We start from the raw sequence: 19,384 nt of genomic DNA, 5'->3' as shown, positions 1-19,384 counted from the left end.
CGTAAAAAAGGCCGCGCAAGCGGCCTTTTTCGTTTATGGGCGCAGCGTCAGAAACCGCCGCGCGCCGAGCGCCCTACCGCTTCGCCCAGCTGCCATACCGCCATGGCGTAATGGGTGCTGTGGTTATAACGGGTGATGGTGTAGAAGTTCGGCAGGCCGTACCAATACTGGTAGCCGGTGCCGACGTCCAGCCGCAACAGGCTGGCTTCCTGGTTATCCCCGAGCGATCCCTGCGGGCTCAGGCCGGCTTCCGCCAGCGCGGTGACCGAGTAGCGGGTCTTGAAGCCGTTTTCCAACCCCGGCGCCTGGCCGTTGGCCTGAATCGCGACCGGCTCGCCTTTGGACCAACCGTGCGCCTTGAAGTAATTGGCCACGCTGCCAATGGCATCGACCGGATCCCACAGGTTGATATGGCCATCGCCGTTGAAGTCGACCGCATAGCTCTTGAAGGAAGAAGGCATGAACTGCCCATAGCCCATCGCGCCGGCGAAGGAGCCGCGCAGTTCGAGCGGATCGTCGCCTTCGGTGCGCGACATCAGCAGGAAGGTTTCCAGCTCACCGGCGAAGTAATCGGCGCGGCGCGGGTAGTCGAAGGCCAGCGTCGCCAGCGCATCGATAATGCGGGTTTTACCCATTACGCGGCCCCAGCGGGTCTCCACGCCGATAATCCCCACGATGATCTCCGGCGGCACGCCGTACACCTGCCAGGCACGCTGCAGCGCATCCTGATATTGATTCCAGAACACCACGCCGTTTTGCACGTTATCCGGCGTGATGAACTTGTTGCGGTAGCGCAGCCAGGAGCCATTCGGCCCGGTTGGCCCCTGGGTCGACGGCGTCGGCGCCTGCCTGTCCATCAGCCGCAGTACCGAATCCAGGCGCCGTGCCTGCGCCAGCACGTCGTGCAGCTGCTGCCGATCAAAGCCGTGTTCCTGCACCATCTTATCGATAAAGCGCGCGGTATTCGGGTTATTGGCGAAATCACCACCCAGCGGCGCGCCGCTGTGCGCCGGGCTCAGCAAAAAGCCGCCCTTTACCGGGGTGCCCTGCGGCGTAGCGGTGGGACTGGGTTTCGGCGTGCTGCTACAGGCAGCAAGCAAGGTAATCAGCGGTAAAAGCGCAACCAGGTGACGCATCGGATATCCATATAACCATGCAAGAGATAAGTGGGAGTTATGTTAATGCATTGTTCGGCGCGAACAAACTGGATTATGTCGCCAATTACCGCGTCAGGTAGCCAAACGTGCCAAATTGTGACGTTTTGCACGGTGAAAGGACGCCCGGTGCGGCCGCGCGGAATCTCAACCGCGACTAAATGAGAAAAATTATCACCTTGACGCCCCCTTTTACCCCGATAAAATGCCCGGCTGCTTGCCATCCGGCTATCGCCGCAATGATCACAACAATGGACTGTAATGGAATCTCTCGGACAACTCGCCAAAGATCTTTACCGTGGGCGCATCTCGCGCAAACCCTTTGTTTTCTCGCTGGCGATCTTCGCCGTTGGCATCGTGTTGCTGTCGTTTCTGTCGACCTACCTGGATAAAAACCATTTTCGCGCCCATGCGCACGGCGATACCGAGGAATTCGTCTCGGTATTGCTGTACCTGCTGTGCATTATGGTCTGGGCGCTGTTCTGTTTCGGCCTGGTGACGTGGTTTATGGCCAAAACCGCGTTTCGGCTCAACGATATCGGCCTGCCGGGTTGGGCGCTGGCCGTGGCGTGCTATGTTTGCTCGGTGCTCAACAACTACTCCCCCGGCCCGGTGGCGCGCTGGCTGCCGCTGTTCAGCCTGGCCGTCATGATCTGCGCCCTGCTGTTGCCGCCGGGCGGGCTGCGCCGCAAGCCGGACGGCAACGCTGACGACTAACGCAGCTGCACCACCTTGTTCGCTGCCGGTTCGGCCGCCGTCAGCCTGCCGCTGACCTGGCTGATGCCGCCGCCGCTGTTATGGGACACCACGGCGATCGGCAAATGCCGCAGCTGCCGGGTTAACTCCGGCGTGATATAGCCGATGTGGGTGTTCGGTTGCTGTTTCCGCCAGCGGCCGGCCGCCCTGCGGCGGGAGAAATACTGGTTGTATTTGGCCCAGGCGATCAACGTGACGGCATTGAACAACGCCACAATGATATACAGCGAGATCACCTCCAGCAGCGACAGGGCGGACCCCACCCCGTGCTGATCCATCACCGACATCAGGCCTCGGCTGAACAGATAAAGGAAGCCGCACCAGGCAAAAAGCGTCAACAGGCTGTCTACCACGCGCGGCAGCAGGCCGCGTTCGGAATAAATCAGGACGTCCGTCATTCTTTGATCCTCCCAATGCCCCGATCGGGGCTGATCCAGCGCGCACGCCCGCGCCGAGCTTTCAACATCACTTTGGAAAACGCCACCAGCGTGGTCAGCAGGCTGAGCAGCCAATACACCAGCGGATACCAGATGATCCAGAACAGCGAGCGGCCGAAGCCCTTCTCATAGCGCTTCTCCAGCAGCAGGCTGACGGTGAACTGCAGCAGGCACACCACGCCCAGCACCAGGCCGGTAAACGCCGGCGTCAGCAACGAGTGAATGCGAATGCCCTCCGGCAGCGGCACCGCCAGCCCGACCAGGAAAATCAGCACGCTGACCAGGTAAGTGAACGCCCACAACGTAGAGAGGCAATACTCGGCGAACAGCAGCCACATATGCCGGTGCTCCCAGGCCCACAGGTTGCGCAGATTCTTTAAAAACACCTCGGCGCCGCCCTGCGCCCAGCGCAGGCGCTGCTTCCACAGCCCGCGCAGGGTCTCCGGCATCAGGATCCAGCACAGCGCCCGCGGTTCGAAGAAGATAGCCCAGTGCTTGAGCTGCAGCTTCCAGCTGATGTCGATGTCTTCGGTGATCATGTCCTGGCTCCAGTAGCCGACATCGGTAAGCGCTTGCTTACGAAACGCGGCCACCACGCCGGAGATGGTGAACAGGCGGCCATAGACGCGCTGCGTGCGCTTGATAAGGCCGATGATCGACGAAAACTCACCGACCTGGATGCGGCCGATCAGCGTGGAGCGCGTGCGGATGCGCGGGTTGCCGGTCACGGCGCCGACGTGCGGATTGGCCAACAGCGGCGCCACCAAATAGGCCGCCGCATCGCGATCCAGCAGCGCATCGCCGTCGATGCACACCAGAAACTCGCTGCGCGCCGCCGCCGCGCCCGCCTGCAGCGCGATCGCTTTGCCCTGATTTTGCGCCAGATGGATCACCCGCAGGCGGGGGAACTCCAGCGTCAACTGATCCAGCACCTCAGCGGTGTCATCGCTGGAACCGTCGTTGATGGCGATCACTTCGATATTTTCATAGCGCTGCGCCATCGCCGCCGAAATGGTTTCACGCGCGTTCAACCCTTCGTTGAAACAGGGGATCAGCACGCTGATCAACGGGTTGCCCGGCAGCACCGGCGCGGGCATGTCCGGGCTCCAGCGCCAGTGGCGCTCGCGGTGCAGCCAGAAATAGATGCCGCCGGCGATCCAGATACCGGACATGAACAGCGGCCAGAAAAACACGAAGTTGAGCAGCACTTCGCCGGTAAACAGCAGGACGATGCCGAAAGGCACGCTCAACACCAGACACAGGATAAATAAGGCAATTAAACGATCGGTCATGGCAGTGGGAACCAGGCTGAGGACAACACCGGGCGAACGGCATCCAGCTTAGGCCGATCGTCGAGGAAGTTGTCGGGGTAATAACCAAAGCTCTGAGCGCCATTGCGCTGCAGGCGACGCATCCATTCGGCCAGCAGTTGACCGTCATCCAGGCTGATCCGGCGCTCCTTGCGCCAGTCGACGGCCTGCAACTCAAACACCGTTTTATCGAGCGCGCCGGGGTAAGCGGCCACTTTGCCCACCAGTTGATCCAGCCAGCGGCCGCTGTCGGCGCGCGACACGTTTTCCATCAGCGGCATCGCCATCGGCGCCACCCAGTCGTAGGCCTGCAGGAAATCCGCCAGATTCTGGCCGAACCAGGCTTCGCTGGCGGGATCGAGCACCGGCATCGCATAGATGTTGCGCGCGGTTTGCACCTGCGAGCCGCGGATCGCCCGCACCCGCTCGGTCAGCGACTGGGTAAACGCGATCAGCGCCCGGCTCTTGAAGCGCGTCCAGCGCACCATCTGCTGCGGATCCTGGCGTATCGCCGCCACCGAATCGGCGAAGCCGGCCTGGCGGTAGGCCGCAACGGCGTCGGGGCCGGCGTCCTCGAAGTCCGACAGCAGGGCATCGTCGTGGAACAGGATCCCTTTGAAGGTGGCGTGGGCCGCCAGATCCTCGTAGATCTCACTGATGCGCTGGCGCGCCACCGGGCTGAACGGCGACAGGCGGCGGTACTGCTTGTCGTCTACCGACAGCTGCCCGCTTTGCGGATCGAGGCGCTGTACGCGCGGCACGTCAGAGCCCAGTTCGAACGCCAGCACCGGCATCCAGGCATACACGGCCACGCCGGTGCGCGAAGAGAGCTGCCAGGAGACCCGGTTGAACAGGTCGGCCTTCATCGGCAGCCAGCGGTTGGGGAAATAGAGCTCGCGCACGTTGCCGTCGCCTTTTGGATCGGCGAACGCCTGCAGGAAAACGGTATTGATGCGCAGGTCATAGATGCGCTGGATCAGCTTGTCGAGGTTTTTGGCCTGCTGCTGCGGATCGGGATCGTAGAGGTAGTCGAGATCGACGTGCGCCACCCGCATGATCTGCCGGTTCTGTATCTGCGTCAGCTGCTGGGCGAAGCTCGTCAGCGACGGGTTACCGGCCACCAGCATGCGCGGCACGTTTTCAGGCGCGTTGACGTCTCCCAGCCCATTCTCCAGCGTCAGCGCCATGCGGTAACCGTGCTTGCGCGCGATGTCCAGCGCCACGCCGCCGGCCGCGCCGTACGGCCAGACCCACACGCGCGGCGCCTTACCGGTGGCGGCGGTGATGCGCTGGGTGATCAACGCCACGTCCTTCTCGATGCGTTGGCGATATTCCGCCTCGCTTTCGTAGCGGCCCTGTTTGGCGTCGTACAGCCGATTGGCGACCGCCGGTTCGGTATTGCCCTGCGGGTTGGCGATGCCGCCGTAATGCGACGCGTAGGTGTGCGCGCCGATCTCCACCAGCCCGGAGTCCGACACCTCCCGCACCTGCTGCCAGGTGAGGAAGCGATCGCGCGGCGTCATCAGGCCGCCGAAATCGACCGGCTTGCCGGCCGGCGCATCCAGCCAGACGCCGACCGGCGCCAGCACCGCCGGCCAGTTGTAGGCCTTCAGCAGCGGGAAGACCCGGCTGTAGAAGCTGCGGTAGCCGTCGTCGAAGGTCAGCAGTACCGCCTTGTTCGGCAACGCCGGGCCGCCGTTTTGCGCCTGCAGGATCTGCTCGACCGACACCGGTTGGTAGCCGTTTTGCTTCAGCCAGGCGAACTGTTCGTTGAGCGCGCTGGTGCGCACCGACATGTAGCGCTGGTCCGCCGCGCCGTCTTCCACGTCGTGATACGCCAGCACCGCGTAACGGTTGGCCGGCCAAGGGCGTTCCATCGGCCCCACGGGGCGCTCCGCCGGCGGCGTGAAGCGTGGCACGTCCGCCTGGCTGCAGGCGGTGGTCAGCAACGCGGCCAACACGAAAAGCGAGGATCGAATAAGCATGATTATTCCTTTAAAAACGATAATTCAGATCAAACGTCACGCCGATGTTCCGCTCGCGTTTGCCGTCGTACGGATGCTTCTCAAACTGCAGCATCGCGCCGGCGTCCAACACCCCGTTCCAGCTGATGCGCTGGCCGTAACCCAGCTGGGTGATCGGCTTGCGCGCATAGTCCCGCTGCCAATAGCTGCCGGCACCGACCTGGAACTGCTGGCTCCACTCGGTCTGATAATGGCGATACAGGGTGTGATCGAGCGTTAACGACGGCAGCAGCGTGAAGTCGCGCTTCGGGTTGTAATACGGCACGTTCTCCTGGCTGTTGCGGCTGCCGGACAGCGTCAGGTTCATGTCCAGCCGATAGCGGGCGCCGGCGAGCAGCCGTTGCCGCCCTTCCAGGCCGTATTCCAGCCGGTTGTTGCCGTCCGAGAAGTGCGAAGGCGCCACGCTGGCGCGCAGCTCGCGGCTTTCGTTCTGCTGCCAACGCAGCCACAGGTTGCCGCCGTTGGCGCTGATGCCGTTGGTCAACGCACGCAGCGGCGTCTCGGCCGACAGGCGCGCCACCGAACCGCCGAGGCGCCATTGATCATTCAGGTCATACCAGGATGAGAGGCGCAGGCCGAGCTCATTGCCGTGGCCGTAGTTGCGGTTGGCCACCTCGGCCTCCAGCCACAGATCGCGCGAGCGCCACTCGGCGCCGGCGCTGAGATCGCGGTTGATGCCCTTGCCCTCGTCGAACTGGCCGGTGTTGAATCCCCAGCCGGTGAACAGCCGCCAGTTGTCGTCGATCGGCGGTGAATAGAGCGCGGCGTGAATGCCAAAATCGTGGCTGCCGCTGACCGGCCCGTCGGAATCGATGCCCTGATTGCCGCTGATGCGCAGTTCAGACATGTGGTGAATGCGTCGCGAACGTTCAAGCTGCCGAGCGGCGACGCTTTCCGGCGCGCGCTGAATGACATCGTCGGCCAGCAAATCCAGCTGGCGCCACTCCTGCAACTCCTGCGCGACATAGCCCTGCTGGATCTCCAACGGCAGGCTGCGCGGCTCCAGCCCTTCCACCTGCTTGAGCTCATCCTCGGCGCGACGCGGCCAGCCGCGCGCCAAATAAACGCTGGCCAAGGAGATGCGCAGACCCTGATTGCCCGGCGCCGTGCGCGCCAGATGGGTCAGCTGCCGTTCGGCCTCGGCCAGATCGCGTTGATAAACCCGCGACTGCGCCAGCAGCGATTGGCCGACCAGCCAGTCATCGTTGTAGGCCAGCGTCGGCAGCTGGTACAGGCGGGTCGCGTAGGGATAGCGCTGGCTGACGCGCTGCGCCAGCAACGCCGCCTGATCGATGCGTTCGTTCTCCGCCTGCGCGTAAAACAGATCGGTTTCGTCTTCGGCGGTCACCGCCTGCGGTGCGGCGGCGTTCAGGCGGCCGAAAATGGCCTGCGCCTTGTCCGGCTGCTGCAGATAGAGGTAGGCGGACGCCGCCCAGCGCTGGGCATAATCCGGCACCGTGCGCCCTTCCGCCTGCAGGGTTTGATACTCGCTCACCACGTCGGCCATTCGATAACGCGCCAGCAGCGCACCCAGGCGATCGATACGCGCCTGTTGGTAGCTGTCCTGTGCCTCCGGCAGCGGCCGCCACTGCGTCAGCAGTTGGTCATAGCGCGCCAGCGCGCGGTCGGCGATGACGAAACGTTCCTGTTCGCCGCGAGCATCGATAAACGACAGCCGCACCAGTTCGGCGGCCTCATCCGCCTGCAGGCGGCGCTGCTGCGCGGGCGGCAATGCCAGCCCCTGGCTTTCACGCAGCGCCGGATCCGCAACCCGATTTGCCGCCAGCAGCGTCACGTAATAAGCCTGAATTCCGGTGTCGGACGGCGCCAGCGCACGGGCATGGGTGGCGTTTTCCAGCGCCGCCCAGCTGCGGCCGGCGGCCTGGTCCACATAGGCGCGCGTCAGATACCACGTCGCCGGCTCCAGCAGCTTCTCCGCTCTTGCCGCTTCCGTTTGCGCCTGCACATCCTGCCCGGCATCCGCCAGCGTCATCACATAGCCGCGCTGCAAACCGCCGTCGGCGGGAGCGAGCTGCAACGCCGCACGCCACAGGCGCAGCGACGGTTGCCACTGCTTCAGGTTGCGATAGGCGCGGGCCGCCGTCGCCAGACTGGCGCTATCCCGCTGCAGCGCAGCGCCGTCGGCACGCCAAAGCGCGACCACCTCTTCATCGTGGCCGGCCCAGCCGGCCACCTGGATATAATCGGCTCGCTGCTGCAGGCTCAACCCCTCCTGAGCGCGCCGCTGCGATAAATACGCCAGCACCGGCGCGGTATCACCCGACCTGGCCTGACGGATCAGCGCGTCATAGCGTTCATCCGCCAGCGCGGCGGCCGGCAGGGATAAACCGATAAACAGCAATGACGCCGCATATTTGGTGGCATGGCGTTCGGTAAAGCGTAATGAACGCGAGTTAACTTTAGGCACGAGGTATTCCTTTAATCCGTGAGCTGCTGTCCTGGCAAAGTGGAAATGCAAGCAGGCACCCGAAAAATCGGCTAAGGCCGTCGGGTAATAAGCATGGAGTAATGAATATTTCTGTCTGGCGCACGCTTAAATAGAATCGAATGCGCCTTTGCCTAAAAAGAGTATTTTATAAATCTGCCGATGAATACCGCAGCCAGGTGATATCTGAATGAAAATGGAATTTCACAATTGTTAAAAAGTGAAATAATAAAAATTAAAACCATAAAAATCATAAATATACATTTTTATCATGATCAATATTCTTATCTTCATCCCTTCGTGTGAAATTGTATAAAAACCGACGTGATATTTGATTTCAATTCTCATTATCAATCATTAATGGGGATGTTAATCCAAGCACCTAATTAAATAATCTTTCTTTCCGTAAAAAATAATAAGAATATTGCTAACAAGAAAATTAAATTTGCCTGCTAATAATTATTACTTTCAATTTAAATTCCCCCACGGCGACGTTCATGCTGGCTATCTCCCGGGCATGCCGTCACAATAGCGCCTCATTCAGGCTTCAATCAGGGATTGCCATGTACAGCCACTACCCCGCCCATTACACCTTCGATAGCGACAGCGACGCCTGGCAGATCGGTTTCCACGACTTCCCCGAGTGGCAATCGGCCTGCTATAAACGCGAAGACGTCGAGCTGGAAGCGCAGGAAAGCCTGCTGGCCGCCATCGCCGCCGCGATGGACGAAGGGCTGCCCCTGCCTGCTCCTTCCCCGCTGCAAACCGAGGACTTGAGGGTACACCTGCCGGCGCTGGTGGCGCTGAAGATCGAACTGCACAACGCCATGCTGCGCAAAAACACCGGCAAAGCGGAGCTGGCACGCAAGCTGGGATTCAACAGCGGGCAAATGGAGCGGTTGCTGGATCTCGGCTACGCCTCGAAGGTTGAGGCGTTGGAGCAGGCGCTGTATCTGCTGGGCTACGAAGTGCGCGTGACAATAAGCGAAGTTTGCCAATAAGTTAGCGGCAGGTAAGCGAAATATTATCCGATGGGGCTAAATTTTCCCCATTGTGCGCCGATATGATCGTTACCTAATCACTTGTCGCAACAACGAAGGCTAAAAATGGAGTGGAGTCGCCGTCATATTTGGGCCGTTATTCTGCTGTCTTGTCTCGTTTTTTGGGCCATTTTGGTGACCGGCATCAACGCCGTCGCTTGAACGCCTGCCACCGCATTGCAATACCCCGATTTTAAAACCCGCAGCGGCAGGCTACTTCCTGTCGCTTGCCCATAAAAAGCGTTATAAAACAGTCCACGCTGTGCAAAAAACAGCCGAAAATTGTGATCAAAAACACAGTATTGAAATCAGACCAGTATTGAGAGTACATTAGCGCCGATCCTGTCGCGGTTCGGATTTTACCTCACGGAGCATGAGGCGCGACAACCGGACAACCCGTACGTGGGGCCGTTGTTCTTTCGCTTGGAAGAACCCACCCGACAGGCAGGTTGCCCATAAAATACTCAGCACAACAATCGGGATCATTGCTGGCGAGGACTCCAGACAGGAGTTGTTCAGTGAAATATTTTTTGATGGGCGTGTCATTCATGCTGGTTGCCTGGGTTGGCACCTTCATGTTGATGGTTGCCTGACAGCAGCCAGACCAGGAACACAGCCAAAGGGACGCGCAAGCGTCCCTTTGTCGTTTCGGCTTGCGATCATTTGCCCGGCATCATGCGGCGCAGGGTGTCGTCTTTGCGCAGGTAGTGATGATACAGCGCCGCCAGCGCATGTGCGCCAATGATAAAGTAGCCGATGTTTGCCAGCGTCTCATGAACCGTTTTGACCAGCTTGCGCATCACCGGATCCGGCATCACCCACTGCGGCACCGGCCAGCCCAGCAAAGACCACGATTTCCCGCCGTAGGCCAGGGTTAACATGCCCAGCAGCGGCAACATCAGGAAAACCACGTACAGCAGCCAATGGAAGATCTTGGCACCAACCTCCTGCCATTCTTCCAGCGGTGGCGTGGTCGGCGGCGGCGTGTGGAAAGAACGCACCGCCAACCGAATCAGCATCAGGGCAAAGACCGAAGCCCCAAAATTAAAGTGCAGATTTTTGACCATCGGCACCCACGCCTCCGGCACCGAATCTTTCAGCAACATCGCCGCATAGGTGAGGATCACCATCAGCAACGTCAGCCAATGTAAAACGATTTGCGATCGCGCGTAGCGGTTGCTCATACACTCTATCCAAAAAATAAAATTCAGCGTAGATGAGCATAATGGGGAAATGATGAAGAAAACCTTGGGACGGAAAAAATAAGGCCGGGCGAACGCCCGGCCTGACAGCATTATTTGGCGCTGCCGGCCTTGCCCGGCTTCAGCAACCCGTCCGCGCGGAACATCGCCTTGATGCCGCGCACCGCCTGGCGGATACGGTCCTGATTCTCGATCAGCGCGAAGCGCACGTGGGTATCGCCGTAGTCGCCGAAGCCGATGCCCGGCGAGACGCAGACCTTGGCCTCGGCCAGCAGGCGTTTGGCGAACTCCAGCGAACCGAGGTGGGCATAAGGCTCGGGAATTTTCGCCCACACGTACATCGACGCCTTCGGATTTTCCACCATCCAGCCGGCCTCGTGCAGCCCCTTCACCAACACGTTGCGGCGCTGCCGATACTGCTCGGCGATATCGCGCACGCACTGCTGATCGCCTTCCAGCGCGGCGATGGCCGCCACCTGCAGCGGCGTAAAGGTGCCGTAATCGTGATAACTCTTGATGCGCGCCAGCGCGCTGACCAGTTCAGGGTTACCGACCATGAAACCGATGCGCCAGCCGGCCATGTTGTAGCTTTTCGACAGGGTGAAGAACTCCACCGCAATGTCTTTCGCCCCCGGCACCTGCATGATCGACGGCGCTTTCCAGCCGTCATAGACGATATCGGCATAGGCCAGATCGTGGATCACCAGCACGTTGTACTGCTTGGCCAGCGCCACCACTCGCTCGAAGAAATCCAGCTCCACGCACTGTGCGGTCGGGTTGGACGGGAAGCCGAGGATCATCATTTTCGGACGCGGGATGGTTTCCCGAATGGCGCGCTCCAGCTCACCGAAGAAATCCACGCCGTCCACCAGCGGCACCGAACGCACCTGGGCGCCGGCGATCACCGCGCCGTAAATGTGGATCGGGTAGCTGGGGTTCGGCACCAGCACGGTATCGCCGTGATCGAGGGTCGCCAGCATCAGATGCGCCAGCCCCTCTTTCGAACCGATGGTGACGATGGCTTCGCTTTCCGGATCGATATCCACCTGATAACGATCGGCATACCAGCGCGAAATGGCGCGGCGCAGGCGCGGAATGCCGCGCGAGGTAGAGTAACCATGGGTGTCGTCGCGCTGGGCGACGGCGCACAGTTTTTCCACGATGTGCGGCGGCGTCGGGCCGTCGGGGTTACCCATGCTGAAGTCGATAATATCCTCGCCGCGACGGCGTGCGGCCATCTTCAGTTCGGCGGTGATGTTGAATACGTAAGGGGGAAGGCGTTCAATGCGCGTGAAACGGCGCTGTGGACTGTTATCAGCCATAGGGGATTCCTCGATAGACGTTAGCGCCCGGACCGTCCGAGCGACGCAGGCCAGCGAACTGACCGAATATCGAACATAGCGCAGCGCCGACGAGCTTGTCGATACCCGGCGCGATATTTTTATTTGCCGCCCTGAAACTCCGCCGCCAGCAGCCCGAACAGCCAGTCGTCGCACCACTGCCCCGCCAGACGGTAGTTGTCGCGCAGCGTGCCTTCCAGCTGAAAGCCGCACGATTCCAGCAGGCCGCGCGAAGCGAGGTTGCCCGCGGTCACGGTGGCGGTCAGCTTGTGAAAGCCGCAGGCGTTCACCGCAAAATCCAGCACCGCCCGCAGCGACTCCTTGCCATAGCCCTTGCCCTGCCCGGCAGGCAAACTCCCGTATCCCACTTCCGCCTGCCGATACGGCACCCACTGCGGGCGAAAACCGGTAATGCCCACCGCCTCTGCGCTGTGCTTCTCACGCATCACCAGGCACAGCCACTGCTCGCCGTGTTTGTCCCAGGCCGGCAGCCGCTCCTCGAACCGGGCGCGGATCTCCGCTTCGCTGCGCGGATCTGAGATGTAACGGATCACCTCGGGATCTTGGTACAGGCGCAAAAACAGCGGCCAATCCTCGGCGGTTATCGACTGCAAGCTCAGACGTTCAGTGACCAGCTTCATAAAATCTCCGAAAAACGAAAAAGAGTAACTTACGAATGAAAGATATCTCTTTATTTTCCCCGATGGGTTGCCGATAATCATTCACGTTAAAACCACAAAACCATAACGTCTTGCCCGATTCCCTACAACCGCTCGCCGCAGTCACTCATGCGGCACGAGGAGAACACCATGGCCTCTTTAGTCATCGACGATATTCCGCAAACGATCGTTAACGTCAAACGCCAGCTGCGCCAGGCATTGCCGAACTACCGCGACGTGTTTCTGGCGCTGGAAGAGAACATCCGCGGCCAGGTCGAACAGATCCGCCGCGAGCTGGCCGCCGGCCACAATCCGGTGCCGCAGATCGACGCGGAAGATATCCTGCAGCAGCGCGTCAGCGAGCAGCAGATAGCGCTGATCAAACAGCGCGGCGCCTGCGCCATTCGCGGCGTGTTTCCCCGCGCCAAGGCCGAGGGCTGGAACCGGGAAATCGGCGACTACCTTGAGCGCAACAACTTCGTCGAGCGGTTGAAAAACGCCGCCGAAGACAACTATTTCGGCAAGCTGGCCGCCAGCAAACCGCAGATCTACGGCATCTATTGGTCGAAACCGCAGGTCGAGGCGCGGCAGGATGCGCGTATGCATGCGGTGCAGGTGTTCCTCAACAGCCTGTGGGCCACCGAGAGCAACGGCAAACAGCATTTCGATCCGACCCGCGTCGCCACTTACGCCGATCGCACCCGCCGCCGCCCGCCGAACTCCTCGTCGCTGGGCCTGTCGCCGCACGTCGACAGCGGCACCATCGAGCGCTGGCTGGACGAAAACTTCCGCTATGTGTATCGCCACGTTTTCTCCGGCGACTGGCAGCAGTACGATCCCTTCGCCGCCGACGGCCGCACCGAGGTGCGAGAGATAGCCTCCCCGGCGGTCTGCTCGATGTTCCGTACCTTCCAGGGCTGGACGGCGCTGACGCCGCAGCGCACCAACGCCGGCACGCTGAACCTGGTGCCGATCGCCAACGCCATGGCCTATGTGCTGCTGCGCGCACTGCAGGACGACGTCGCCGACGACGATCTGTGCGATGCGGCGCCGGGCCGCGCGCTGTCGATCTCGGAAAAGTGGCATCCCCTTTTATTAAGTGGGATTTCCCCTATTCCCGATCTGGAGCCGGGCGACACGGTCTTTTGGCACTGCGACGTGATCCACGCGGTGGAGAACGAGCATAACGGCGAGTTCGACAGCAACGTGATGTACATCGCCGCCGCGCCGGGCTGCGAGAAAAACGATGCCTATCTGCAGCGCCAGCTGCCGAGCTTTATCGACGGCAGAACGCCGCCGGACTTCGCCCCCGACGATTTCGAGGTGGATTTCGACGGCCGCGCCACCGCCGACCTGCTGACGCCGCTGGGCAAAACGCAGCTCGGCATGGGCTGATCCCCCCGCCCGTGGCGCGCGCCACGGGCCCCTTTCGCTGTGGTATACTGCCGCCATCCGTAGGCCGCAGCGAGAACCCGTCGTGCACCCTTTTTTTGAAATGCTGTTGGCGGTGTTTGATCGCGCCGCGCTGATGTTGATCTGTCTGTTTTTCCTGACCCGCACCCGGCTGTTCCGCCAACTGCTGCAAAAAGAAGACCATACGCCGCTCGAGCTCGGCATCGTCACGGCGATCTTCTCGCTGTTCGCGCTGTTCAGCACCTACTCCGGCATCAACGTCGAAGGATCGCTGGTTAACGTGCGCGTCATCGCCATTATGGCCGGCGGCATCCTGTTCGGCCCCTGGGTGGGGATCGTCACCGGCATCGTCGCCGGGGTGCACCGCTATCTGATCGATATCGGCGGCATCACGTCGGTGCCTTGTCTTATCACCAGCATCATCGCCGGCATCAGCGCCGGCTACATCAACCTCAAGGTGAAAAAAGAGCAGCGCTGGCGCGCCGGCATCGTCGGCGGCATGCTGTGCGAATCCCTCACCATGCTGCTAATCGTGCTGTGGGCCAAGCCGACCGAGCTTGGGTTGGACATCGTGTCGCAGATTGCCCTGCCGATGATCCTCGGCACGGTGTGCATCGGCCTGATCGTGCTGCTGGTGCAGAGCGTCGAGGATGAAAAAGAGGTGATCGCCGCGCGCCAGGCCAAGCTGGCGCTGGATATCGCCCACAAGACGCTGCCCTATTTCCGCAACATCAACAGCGAATCGCTGGCCACCATCTGCGATATCATCCGCCAGGACATCCGCGCCGATGCGGTAGCGATCACCGATACCCATCAGGTGCTGGCCTACGTCGGCGTAGGGCGCGAAGCCTACCCGATCGGCCGCGAAGGGCTGAGCCGCGTCACCCGCGAAAGCATTCGCCACGGCAAGATCATCATCAAGAACAACCTGGAAAACCCGGCGGCGCCGCAGATCCATTCGCAGCTGGTGGTGCCGCTGTGGGAAAAAGGCGAAGTGACCGGCGCGTTGAAAATCTACTACTGCCACGCTCACCAGATCACCAACACGCTGAAGGTGATGGCGGTCGGGCTGTCGCAAATCATCTCCACGCAGATGGAAGTGTCCCGCATCGAGCACCTGCGCCAGATGGCGGACAAGGCCGAAATGCGTGCGCTGCAGAGCAAGATTAACCCGCACTTCCTGTTCAACGCGCTGAACGCCATCTCTTCCTCTATCCGCCTGAATCCGGACACCGCGCGCCAACTGATCATTAACCTGTCGCGCTACCTGCGCTACAACCTGGAGCTGAACGACGAACTGATCGATATCCGCAAGGAGCTGCATCAGATTCAGGACTATATCGCCATCGAACAGGCGCGCTTCGGCGCCAAGCTGACGGTGATTTACGACATCGACGACGACGTCTCGGTGCGCATTCCGAGCCTGCTGATCCAGCCGCTGGTGGAGAACGCCATCGTGCACGGCATCCAGCCCTGCAAGGGTAAAGGGGTGGTGGTGATCGCGGTGAAAGATCAAGGCGATCGGGTGAAGATTTCGGTGAAAGATACCGGCCACGGCATCAATCAGGAAACCATCGATCGGGTGGCGCGCAACGAGATGCCGGGCCACAATATCGGCCTGCTCAACGTGCACCACCGCGTGTCGCTGCTGTACGGTGAAGGGCTGCATATTCGCCGCCTGGAGCCAGGCACCGAAATCGCGTTCTACATCAGCAAAAACGGCGGCAAGCTGCATCAGGAAGCGAGCGCGCCGCCGGTCGGGGAGGCCTCATGAAAGCCATCATCGTGGAAGACGAATTCCTCGCGCAGGAAGAACTCAGCTACCTGATCAAGAAACACAGCAATATCGATATCGTCGCCAGCTTCGAGGACGGCCTCGACGTCCTGAAATACCTGCAAACCCACCAGGTCGACGCCATTTTCCTCGACATCAACATCCCCTCGCTGGACGGCGTGCTGCTGGCGCAAAACATCAGCAAGTTCGCGCATCGCCCATCGATCGTGTTCATCACCGCCTATAAAGAGCACGCGGTGGAAGCGTTCGAGATCGAGGCGTTCGACTACATCCTCAAGCCCTATCACGAGGCGCGCATCGTCACCATGCTGCAAAAGCTGGAGGCGCTGCATCAGCGCCCCGCCGGTGGGGCGGAACCGACCAGCGCGCCGAGCCGCGGCAGCCACAGCATCAACCTGATCAAAGACGAGCGGATCATCGTTACCGACATCAACGACATCTACTACGCCGCCGCCGATGAAAAGGTGACGCGGGTCTATACCCGCCGGGAAGAGTTCGTGATGCCGATGAACATCACCGAGTTTTACGGCCGGCTGCCGGAAGCGCATTTCTTCCGCTGCCACCGCTCTTACTGCGTTAACCTGGCGAAGATCCGCGAGATCGTGCCCTGGTTCAACAATACCTACATTCTGCGGCTGAGCGATCTTGAGTTTGAAGTGCCGGTCAGCCGCAGCAAGGTGAAAGAGTTTCGCCAGCTGATGCGCCTGTAAGCGCTTACCAGCGCGGGCCCGGACGGTAGTAATAGCCGGGCGGCGGCGGTGGCGGCATGCGGTAATGCGGCCGGTCGCGCCAGTCGCGCGGCGGCGGCCCGTAGTAAATCACCCGTGGCGGCGGGCCATAATAGTACCCGCGCGGGCGTTCATACCGGTGGTGATCGGCCCACCAGCGCGGATCGCGCCAGCGATAGCCGTCCCAGTAGTGGCCGCGATTATCGCGATCGCCGATATGCAACGACAGGCCCGGCACGTTCACGCCGATGGACACGTCGGCCTGGCTCGCCAGCGGCAGCGCCAGCAGCGCGGCCAGTAACAACAGCGTTTTTTTCATTTCATGGACTCCTGCAGAGCGGACCTCGTCCGATCGCAGATAACATAGTCCCGCGCGCATCGCCGCTCTATAGGCGCAATGCCGATTTACGCCTTTCAGACGCATCCTTCACAATTTCACCACAATCGTTCACCGGCAGTTAACAATAAATCGTTGATATCTTTGATGTAGATCACGTGCCACCCACGGCATTTCACGCGCTTTTCGGTGCAAAAACGGCAGCTCACGCCGCATAACATGCATTTCATTCCTTCCGCCGTGCAACTCATTCCCGATCCGCCGCCCACCGGGGGGGCCGGCCATATAATAAGCCCATACCGCGGGAACCCAGCTTCACCCCGCAAATTTCAGCCAGCGGCTCACGCCCGGCAACGCACACACAGGAAGGAGACCGGCCATGAACACCAAACCGGCAAATCGCAGCTTAATCGTTCTCGGCACCATCATCTGTCAGATGGGCCTGGGCACCATCTACACCTGGAGCCTGTTCAACCAGCCGCTGGTCGACAAGTTCCATTGGGGACTGGCGGACGTCGCCACCACCTTCTCCATCACCAGCTTCTTCCTGGCCTTCGCCACGCTGTTCGCCGGCAAGCTGCAAGAACGCTTCGGCATCCGCAACCTGACGCTGTGTTCCGGCATCCTGGTCGGCCTGGGCCTTATCGCCAGCGCTCACGTCAGCTCGCTCGACATGATCTACCTGCTGGCCGGCGTGGTGGTGGGCTTTGCGGTCGGTATCGCCTACATCTCCACCCTGTCCAACCTGATTAAGTGGTTCCCGGCCAACAAAGGCCTGATTTCCGGCATCTCCGTCGGCGCCTTCGGCAGCGGCAGCCTGCTGTTCAAATACGTCAACGCCGCCCTGATCGCCGACGTCGGCGTTTCCGGTGCCTTCTTCTACTGGGGCGCCATCGTGATGAGCCTGATCGTCGTTGGTTCCCTGCTGCTGAAAGAGCCGGTGCTGGCGACCAACGCCGCGCAGCAAGGCGCCAACGGTCTGGGCAACGACTTCAGCGTGCGCCAGATGTTGGCCACCAAAGAAGCCTACCTGCTGTTCACCATCTTCTTCGCTGCCTGCATGAGCGGTCTGTACCTCATCGGCATCGTGAAAGACATGGGCGTTCAACTGGCCGGGATGGATTTGGCCACCGCCGCCAACACCGTGTCCGCCGTCGCCATCTTCAACACCGCCGGCCGCATCATCCTGGGTACGCTGTCCGATAAAGTTGGCCGTATGCGCGTCATCAGCTTCACCATGCTGGTTACCGTGCTGGCGATTGTCGCGCTGAGCTTCATGACCCTGAACCACACGCTGTTCTTTATCTGCGTCGGCGCGGTAGCCTTCTGTTTCGGCGGCAACATCACCGTGTTCCCGGCGATTGTCGGCGACTTCTTCGGCCTGAAGAACCACAGCAAAAACTACGGCATCATCTACCAGGGCTTCGGCCTGGGCGCGCTGGCCGGTTCGTTCGTCGCCAAATACTTCGGCGGCTTCCACGCCACCTTCATGGTGATTGGCGTTCTGTCCGCCGCCTCTCTGCTGATTACGCTGTTCATCAAAGCGCCGAAGGCGGTGGAAGCGGAAACGGCAGAAACCACCCAAACGGCGGAGCTGGCGAAAGCCTGATACCCCGCGCAAACGACAAGGGGCGCAACCTGTGGGTTGCGCCCCTTTTTTATTGCCCCGCCCCTGAGCTTACAGGTGCATGCCCAGCGTCTGGCGCAGATGCGCGCCGGCACCCAGCAGGCCCGGCTGGCCGTGCGTTATCATGAACACCGGGATTTCGCGCACATAGTCGCGGAAGCGCCCCTTGTCTTCAAAGGCGGCGCGGAAGCCAGAGGCCTTGAAGAATTCCATAAAGCGCGGCACGATGCCGCCGGCGATGTACACGCCGCCGAAGGTGCCCAGATTCAGCGCCAGGTTGCCACCGAAGCGCCCCATGATCACGCAAAACAGCGACAGCGCGCGGCGGCAGTCGATGCAGCTGTCTGCCAGCGCCCGCTCGGTGATGTCCTTCGGTTCCCATTTCTCCGGCAGGCGGTTGTCCGCCTTGACGATGGCGCGATACAGATTGACCAGGCCCGGCCCGGACAGCACGCGCTCGGCGGAAACATGCCCCACTTCCGCGCGCAGCACCTCCAGAATGATGTCCTCTTCTTCGCTGTTCGGCGCGAAATCGACATGGCCGCCCTCGCCCGGCAGGCTGACCCAACGGCGATCGACGTGCACCAGGTGGGCAACGCCCAGCCCGGTGCCGGCGCCATACACCGCGATCGGTTTGCCCGGCTGCGCATCGCCGCCGCCAAACTGCAGCACGTCGTCCGGCGAGAGCATCGGGATCGCCATCGAGACGGCAGTGAAATCGTTGATCACTTCCAGATGGCTCAGCCCCAGGCTGGCCTTCATTTCTTTGATCGAGAACGCCCAGCTGTGGTTGGTCATCGCCACCCAGTCTTCGGTCACCGGGCAGGCGATCGCGATACAGGCGTCCTGCACCTCGATATCGCACGCTTTCAGGTATTGGCGGATCACCGCCTCCAGGCTGTCGAACTCCAGGCCGGAATAGGTTTTCGCCTGGGTAATCTCACCCGTCGCAACAGTGCACAACGCCAGGCGGGCATTGGTGCCGCCAACATCACCTACGAGGGCATAGGTCATTGATTTCGTCTCCGCAAAATGAAAAATAAAAAGCTGCCCACACTGTAAAATCCTGCTGCAAAAACAACAATCACCCGCCTCGGATCTGCACCCCAATAGCGA

At 60.9% G+C, this 19,384-nt stretch carries 17 protein-coding genes; 7 read left to right on the top strand and 10 right to left on the bottom strand.

Features of this window, described 5'->3' with window-relative positions:
* Positions 1-47 precede the first annotated feature (47 nt).
* Positions 48-1,136: a lytic murein transglycosylase B gene (mltB, locus tag EKL15_RS17605; RefSeq protein WP_038876549.1), complete on the bottom strand. Its 1,089-nt coding sequence runs from the start codon at positions 1,134-1,136 to the stop codon at positions 48-50.
* Between the two features lie 279 nt (positions 1,137-1,415).
* Here mltB and EKL15_RS17600 point away from each other — a divergent pair, with 279 nt between their 5' ends.
* Positions 1,416-1,871 carry a DUF805 domain-containing protein gene (locus tag EKL15_RS17600; RefSeq protein ID WP_038876550.1) on the top strand — a complete coding sequence of 152 codons (456 nt, stop codon included), beginning with the start codon at positions 1,416-1,418 and terminating at the stop codon, positions 1,869-1,871.
* Here EKL15_RS17600 and pgaD read toward each other — a convergent pair.
* Genes pgaD through pgaA form a run of 4 tightly spaced genes read right to left on the bottom strand, consistent with a single transcriptional unit; the run spans position 1,868 to position 8,109 of the window.
* The gene (gene pgaD, locus EKL15_RS17595; protein WP_060419934.1) at positions 1,868-2,308 is read right to left on the bottom strand and encodes a poly-beta-1,6-N-acetyl-D-glucosamine biosynthesis protein PgaD; all 441 of its coding nucleotides are present in this window, start codon (positions 2,306-2,308) and stop codon (positions 1,868-1,870) included. The genes EKL15_RS17600 and pgaD overlap by 4 nt on opposite strands.
* Positions 2,305-3,639, bottom strand: a complete 1,335-nt coding sequence (gene pgaC / locus EKL15_RS17590; RefSeq protein ID WP_087763436.1) for a poly-beta-1,6-N-acetyl-D-glucosamine synthase — start codon at positions 3,637-3,639, stop codon at positions 2,305-2,307. The genes pgaD and pgaC overlap by 4 nt, the downstream gene beginning before the upstream one ends.
* Entirely contained in the window at positions 3,636-5,642 is a 2,007-nt protein-coding gene (gene pgaB / locus EKL15_RS17585; protein WP_203090120.1) for a poly-beta-1,6-N-acetyl-D-glucosamine N-deacetylase PgaB, read from the bottom strand. The genes pgaC and pgaB overlap by 4 nt, the downstream gene beginning before the upstream one ends.
* Before the next feature lie 10 nt (positions 5,643-5,652).
* The gene (pgaA, locus tag EKL15_RS17580) at positions 5,653-8,109 is read right to left on the bottom strand and encodes a poly-beta-1,6 N-acetyl-D-glucosamine export porin PgaA (RefSeq protein WP_147840058.1); all 2,457 of its coding nucleotides are present in this window, start codon (positions 8,107-8,109) and stop codon (positions 5,653-5,655) included.
* 581 nt (positions 8,110-8,690) lie between these two features.
* Here pgaA and EKL15_RS17575 point away from each other — a divergent pair.
* Positions 8,691-9,128: a hypothetical protein gene (locus EKL15_RS17575; RefSeq protein ID WP_197757795.1), complete on the top strand. Its 438-nt coding sequence runs from the start codon at positions 8,691-8,693 to the stop codon at positions 9,126-9,128.
* Between the two features lie 557 nt (positions 9,129-9,685).
* A complete protein-coding gene (gene ypdK, locus EKL15_RS17570) occupies positions 9,686-9,760 on the top strand; it encodes a membrane protein YpdK (protein WP_099782600.1) in 75 nt (24 codons plus the stop codon).
* A gap of 66 nt (positions 9,761-9,826) precedes the next feature.
* Here ypdK and EKL15_RS17565 read toward each other — a convergent pair whose 3' ends face one another.
* The 3 genes from EKL15_RS17565 to EKL15_RS17555 all read right to left on the bottom strand — a co-directional run bounded on the left by EKL15_RS17565 (position 9,827) and on the right by EKL15_RS17555 (position 12,350).
* Positions 9,827-10,351 (bottom strand): cytochrome b, encoded by a 525-nt coding sequence (locus EKL15_RS17565; protein WP_060419922.1) that lies wholly within the window; start codon positions 10,349-10,351, stop codon positions 9,827-9,829.
* 110 nt (positions 10,352-10,461) lie between these two features.
* Positions 10,462-11,691: an alanine transaminase gene (gene alaC, locus EKL15_RS17560; protein ID WP_016926818.1), complete on the bottom strand. Its 1,230-nt coding sequence runs from the start codon at positions 11,689-11,691 to the stop codon at positions 10,462-10,464.
* A gap of 119 nt (positions 11,692-11,810) precedes the next feature.
* Positions 11,811-12,350, bottom strand: coding sequence for a GNAT family N-acetyltransferase (locus EKL15_RS17555; protein ID WP_060419919.1), 540 nt, complete (start codon positions 12,348-12,350; stop codon positions 11,811-11,813).
* 168 nt (positions 12,351-12,518) lie between these two features.
* Here EKL15_RS17555 and EKL15_RS17550 point away from each other — a divergent pair, with 168 nt between their 5' ends.
* The 3 genes from EKL15_RS17550 to EKL15_RS17540 all read left to right on the top strand — a co-directional run bounded on the left by EKL15_RS17550 (position 12,519) and on the right by EKL15_RS17540 (position 16,286).
* Positions 12,519-13,763: a DUF1479 domain-containing protein gene (locus EKL15_RS17550; protein ID WP_060419917.1), complete on the top strand. Its 1,245-nt coding sequence runs from the start codon at positions 12,519-12,521 to the stop codon at positions 13,761-13,763.
* Positions 13,764-13,863: 100 nt separating this feature from the next.
* Positions 13,864-15,555, top strand: coding sequence for a sensor histidine kinase (locus EKL15_RS17545; RefSeq protein ID WP_060419914.1), 1,692 nt, complete (start codon positions 13,864-13,866; stop codon positions 15,553-15,555).
* Positions 15,552-16,286, top strand: coding sequence for a LytTR family DNA-binding domain-containing protein (locus EKL15_RS17540; protein WP_060419911.1), 735 nt, complete (start codon positions 15,552-15,554; stop codon positions 16,284-16,286). Before EKL15_RS17545 ends, EKL15_RS17540 begins: the two co-directional genes overlap by 4 nt.
* Positions 16,287-16,290: 4 nt before the next feature.
* Here EKL15_RS17540 and EKL15_RS17535 read toward each other — a convergent pair whose 3' ends face one another.
* Positions 16,291-16,623 carry a DUF2502 domain-containing protein gene (locus EKL15_RS17535; RefSeq protein ID WP_019453817.1) on the bottom strand — a complete coding sequence of 111 codons (333 nt, stop codon included), beginning with the start codon at positions 16,621-16,623 and terminating at the stop codon, positions 16,291-16,293.
* Between the two features lie 397 nt (positions 16,624-17,020).
* Here EKL15_RS17535 and EKL15_RS17530 point away from each other — a divergent pair, with 397 nt between their 5' ends.
* Positions 17,021-18,250 carry an OFA family MFS transporter gene (locus EKL15_RS17530; protein WP_203090117.1) on the top strand — a complete coding sequence of 410 codons (1,230 nt, stop codon included), beginning with the start codon at positions 17,021-17,023 and terminating at the stop codon, positions 18,248-18,250.
* Positions 18,251-18,319: 69 nt separating this feature from the next.
* On the opposite strand, the gene glk is transcribed toward EKL15_RS17530, so the two are convergent.
* Entirely contained in the window at positions 18,320-19,282 is a 963-nt protein-coding gene (gene glk, locus EKL15_RS17525; protein ID WP_060419908.1) for a glucokinase, read from the bottom strand.
* Between the last annotated feature and the right edge of the window lie 102 nt (positions 19,283-19,384).

Origin of the sequence: Serratia sp. 4542 (assembly GCF_016805595.1) — a bacterium.
Lineage (GTDB): Bacteria > Pseudomonadota > Gammaproteobacteria > Enterobacterales > Enterobacteriaceae > Serratia > Serratia nevei.
This window is presented reverse-complemented; position numbering and strand designations above follow the sequence as displayed.

Bases quoted from the DNA above. Each gene is read 5' to 3' on its own strand.
- glk (WP_060419908.1), bottom strand. From the start codon at position 19,282: ATGACCTATGCCCTCGTAGGTGATGTTGGCGGCACCAATGCCCGCCTG.
- mltB (WP_038876549.1), bottom strand. From the start codon at position 1,136: ATGCGTCACCTGGTTGCGCTTTTACCGCTGATTACCTTGCTTGCTGCC.
- EKL15_RS17550 (WP_060419917.1), top strand. From the start codon at position 12,519: ATGGCCTCTTTAGTCATCGACGATATTCCGCAAACGATCGTTAACGTC.
- pgaB (WP_203090120.1), bottom strand. From the start codon at position 5,642: ATGCTTATTCGATCCTCGCTTTTCGTGTTGGCCGCGTTGCTGACCACC.
- pgaD (WP_060419934.1), bottom strand. From the start codon at position 2,308: ATGACGGACGTCCTGATTTATTCCGAACGCGGCCTGCTGCCGCGCGTG.
- alaC (WP_016926818.1), bottom strand. From the start codon at position 11,691: ATGGCTGATAACAGTCCACAGCGCCGTTTCACGCGCATTGAACGCCTT.
- EKL15_RS17535 (WP_019453817.1), bottom strand. From the start codon at position 16,623: ATGAAAAAAACGCTGTTGTTACTGGCCGCGCTGCTGGCGCTGCCGCTG.
- EKL15_RS17555 (WP_060419919.1), bottom strand. From the start codon at position 12,350: ATGAAGCTGGTCACTGAACGTCTGAGCTTGCAGTCGATAACCGCCGAG.
- EKL15_RS17530 (WP_203090117.1), top strand. From the start codon at position 17,021: ATGAACACCAAACCGGCAAATCGCAGCTTAATCGTTCTCGGCACCATC.
- EKL15_RS17600 (WP_038876550.1), top strand. From the start codon at position 1,416: ATGGAATCTCTCGGACAACTCGCCAAAGATCTTTACCGTGGGCGCATC.
- pgaC (WP_087763436.1), bottom strand. From the start codon at position 3,639: ATGACCGATCGTTTAATTGCCTTATTTATCCTGTGTCTGGTGTTGAGC.
- EKL15_RS17565 (WP_060419922.1), bottom strand. From the start codon at position 10,351: ATGAGCAACCGCTACGCGCGATCGCAAATCGTTTTACATTGGCTGACG.
- EKL15_RS17540 (WP_060419911.1), top strand. From the start codon at position 15,552: ATGAAAGCCATCATCGTGGAAGACGAATTCCTCGCGCAGGAAGAACTC.
- EKL15_RS17545 (WP_060419914.1), top strand. From the start codon at position 13,864: ATGCTGTTGGCGGTGTTTGATCGCGCCGCGCTGATGTTGATCTGTCTG.
- EKL15_RS17575 (WP_197757795.1), top strand. From the start codon at position 8,691: ATGTACAGCCACTACCCCGCCCATTACACCTTCGATAGCGACAGCGAC.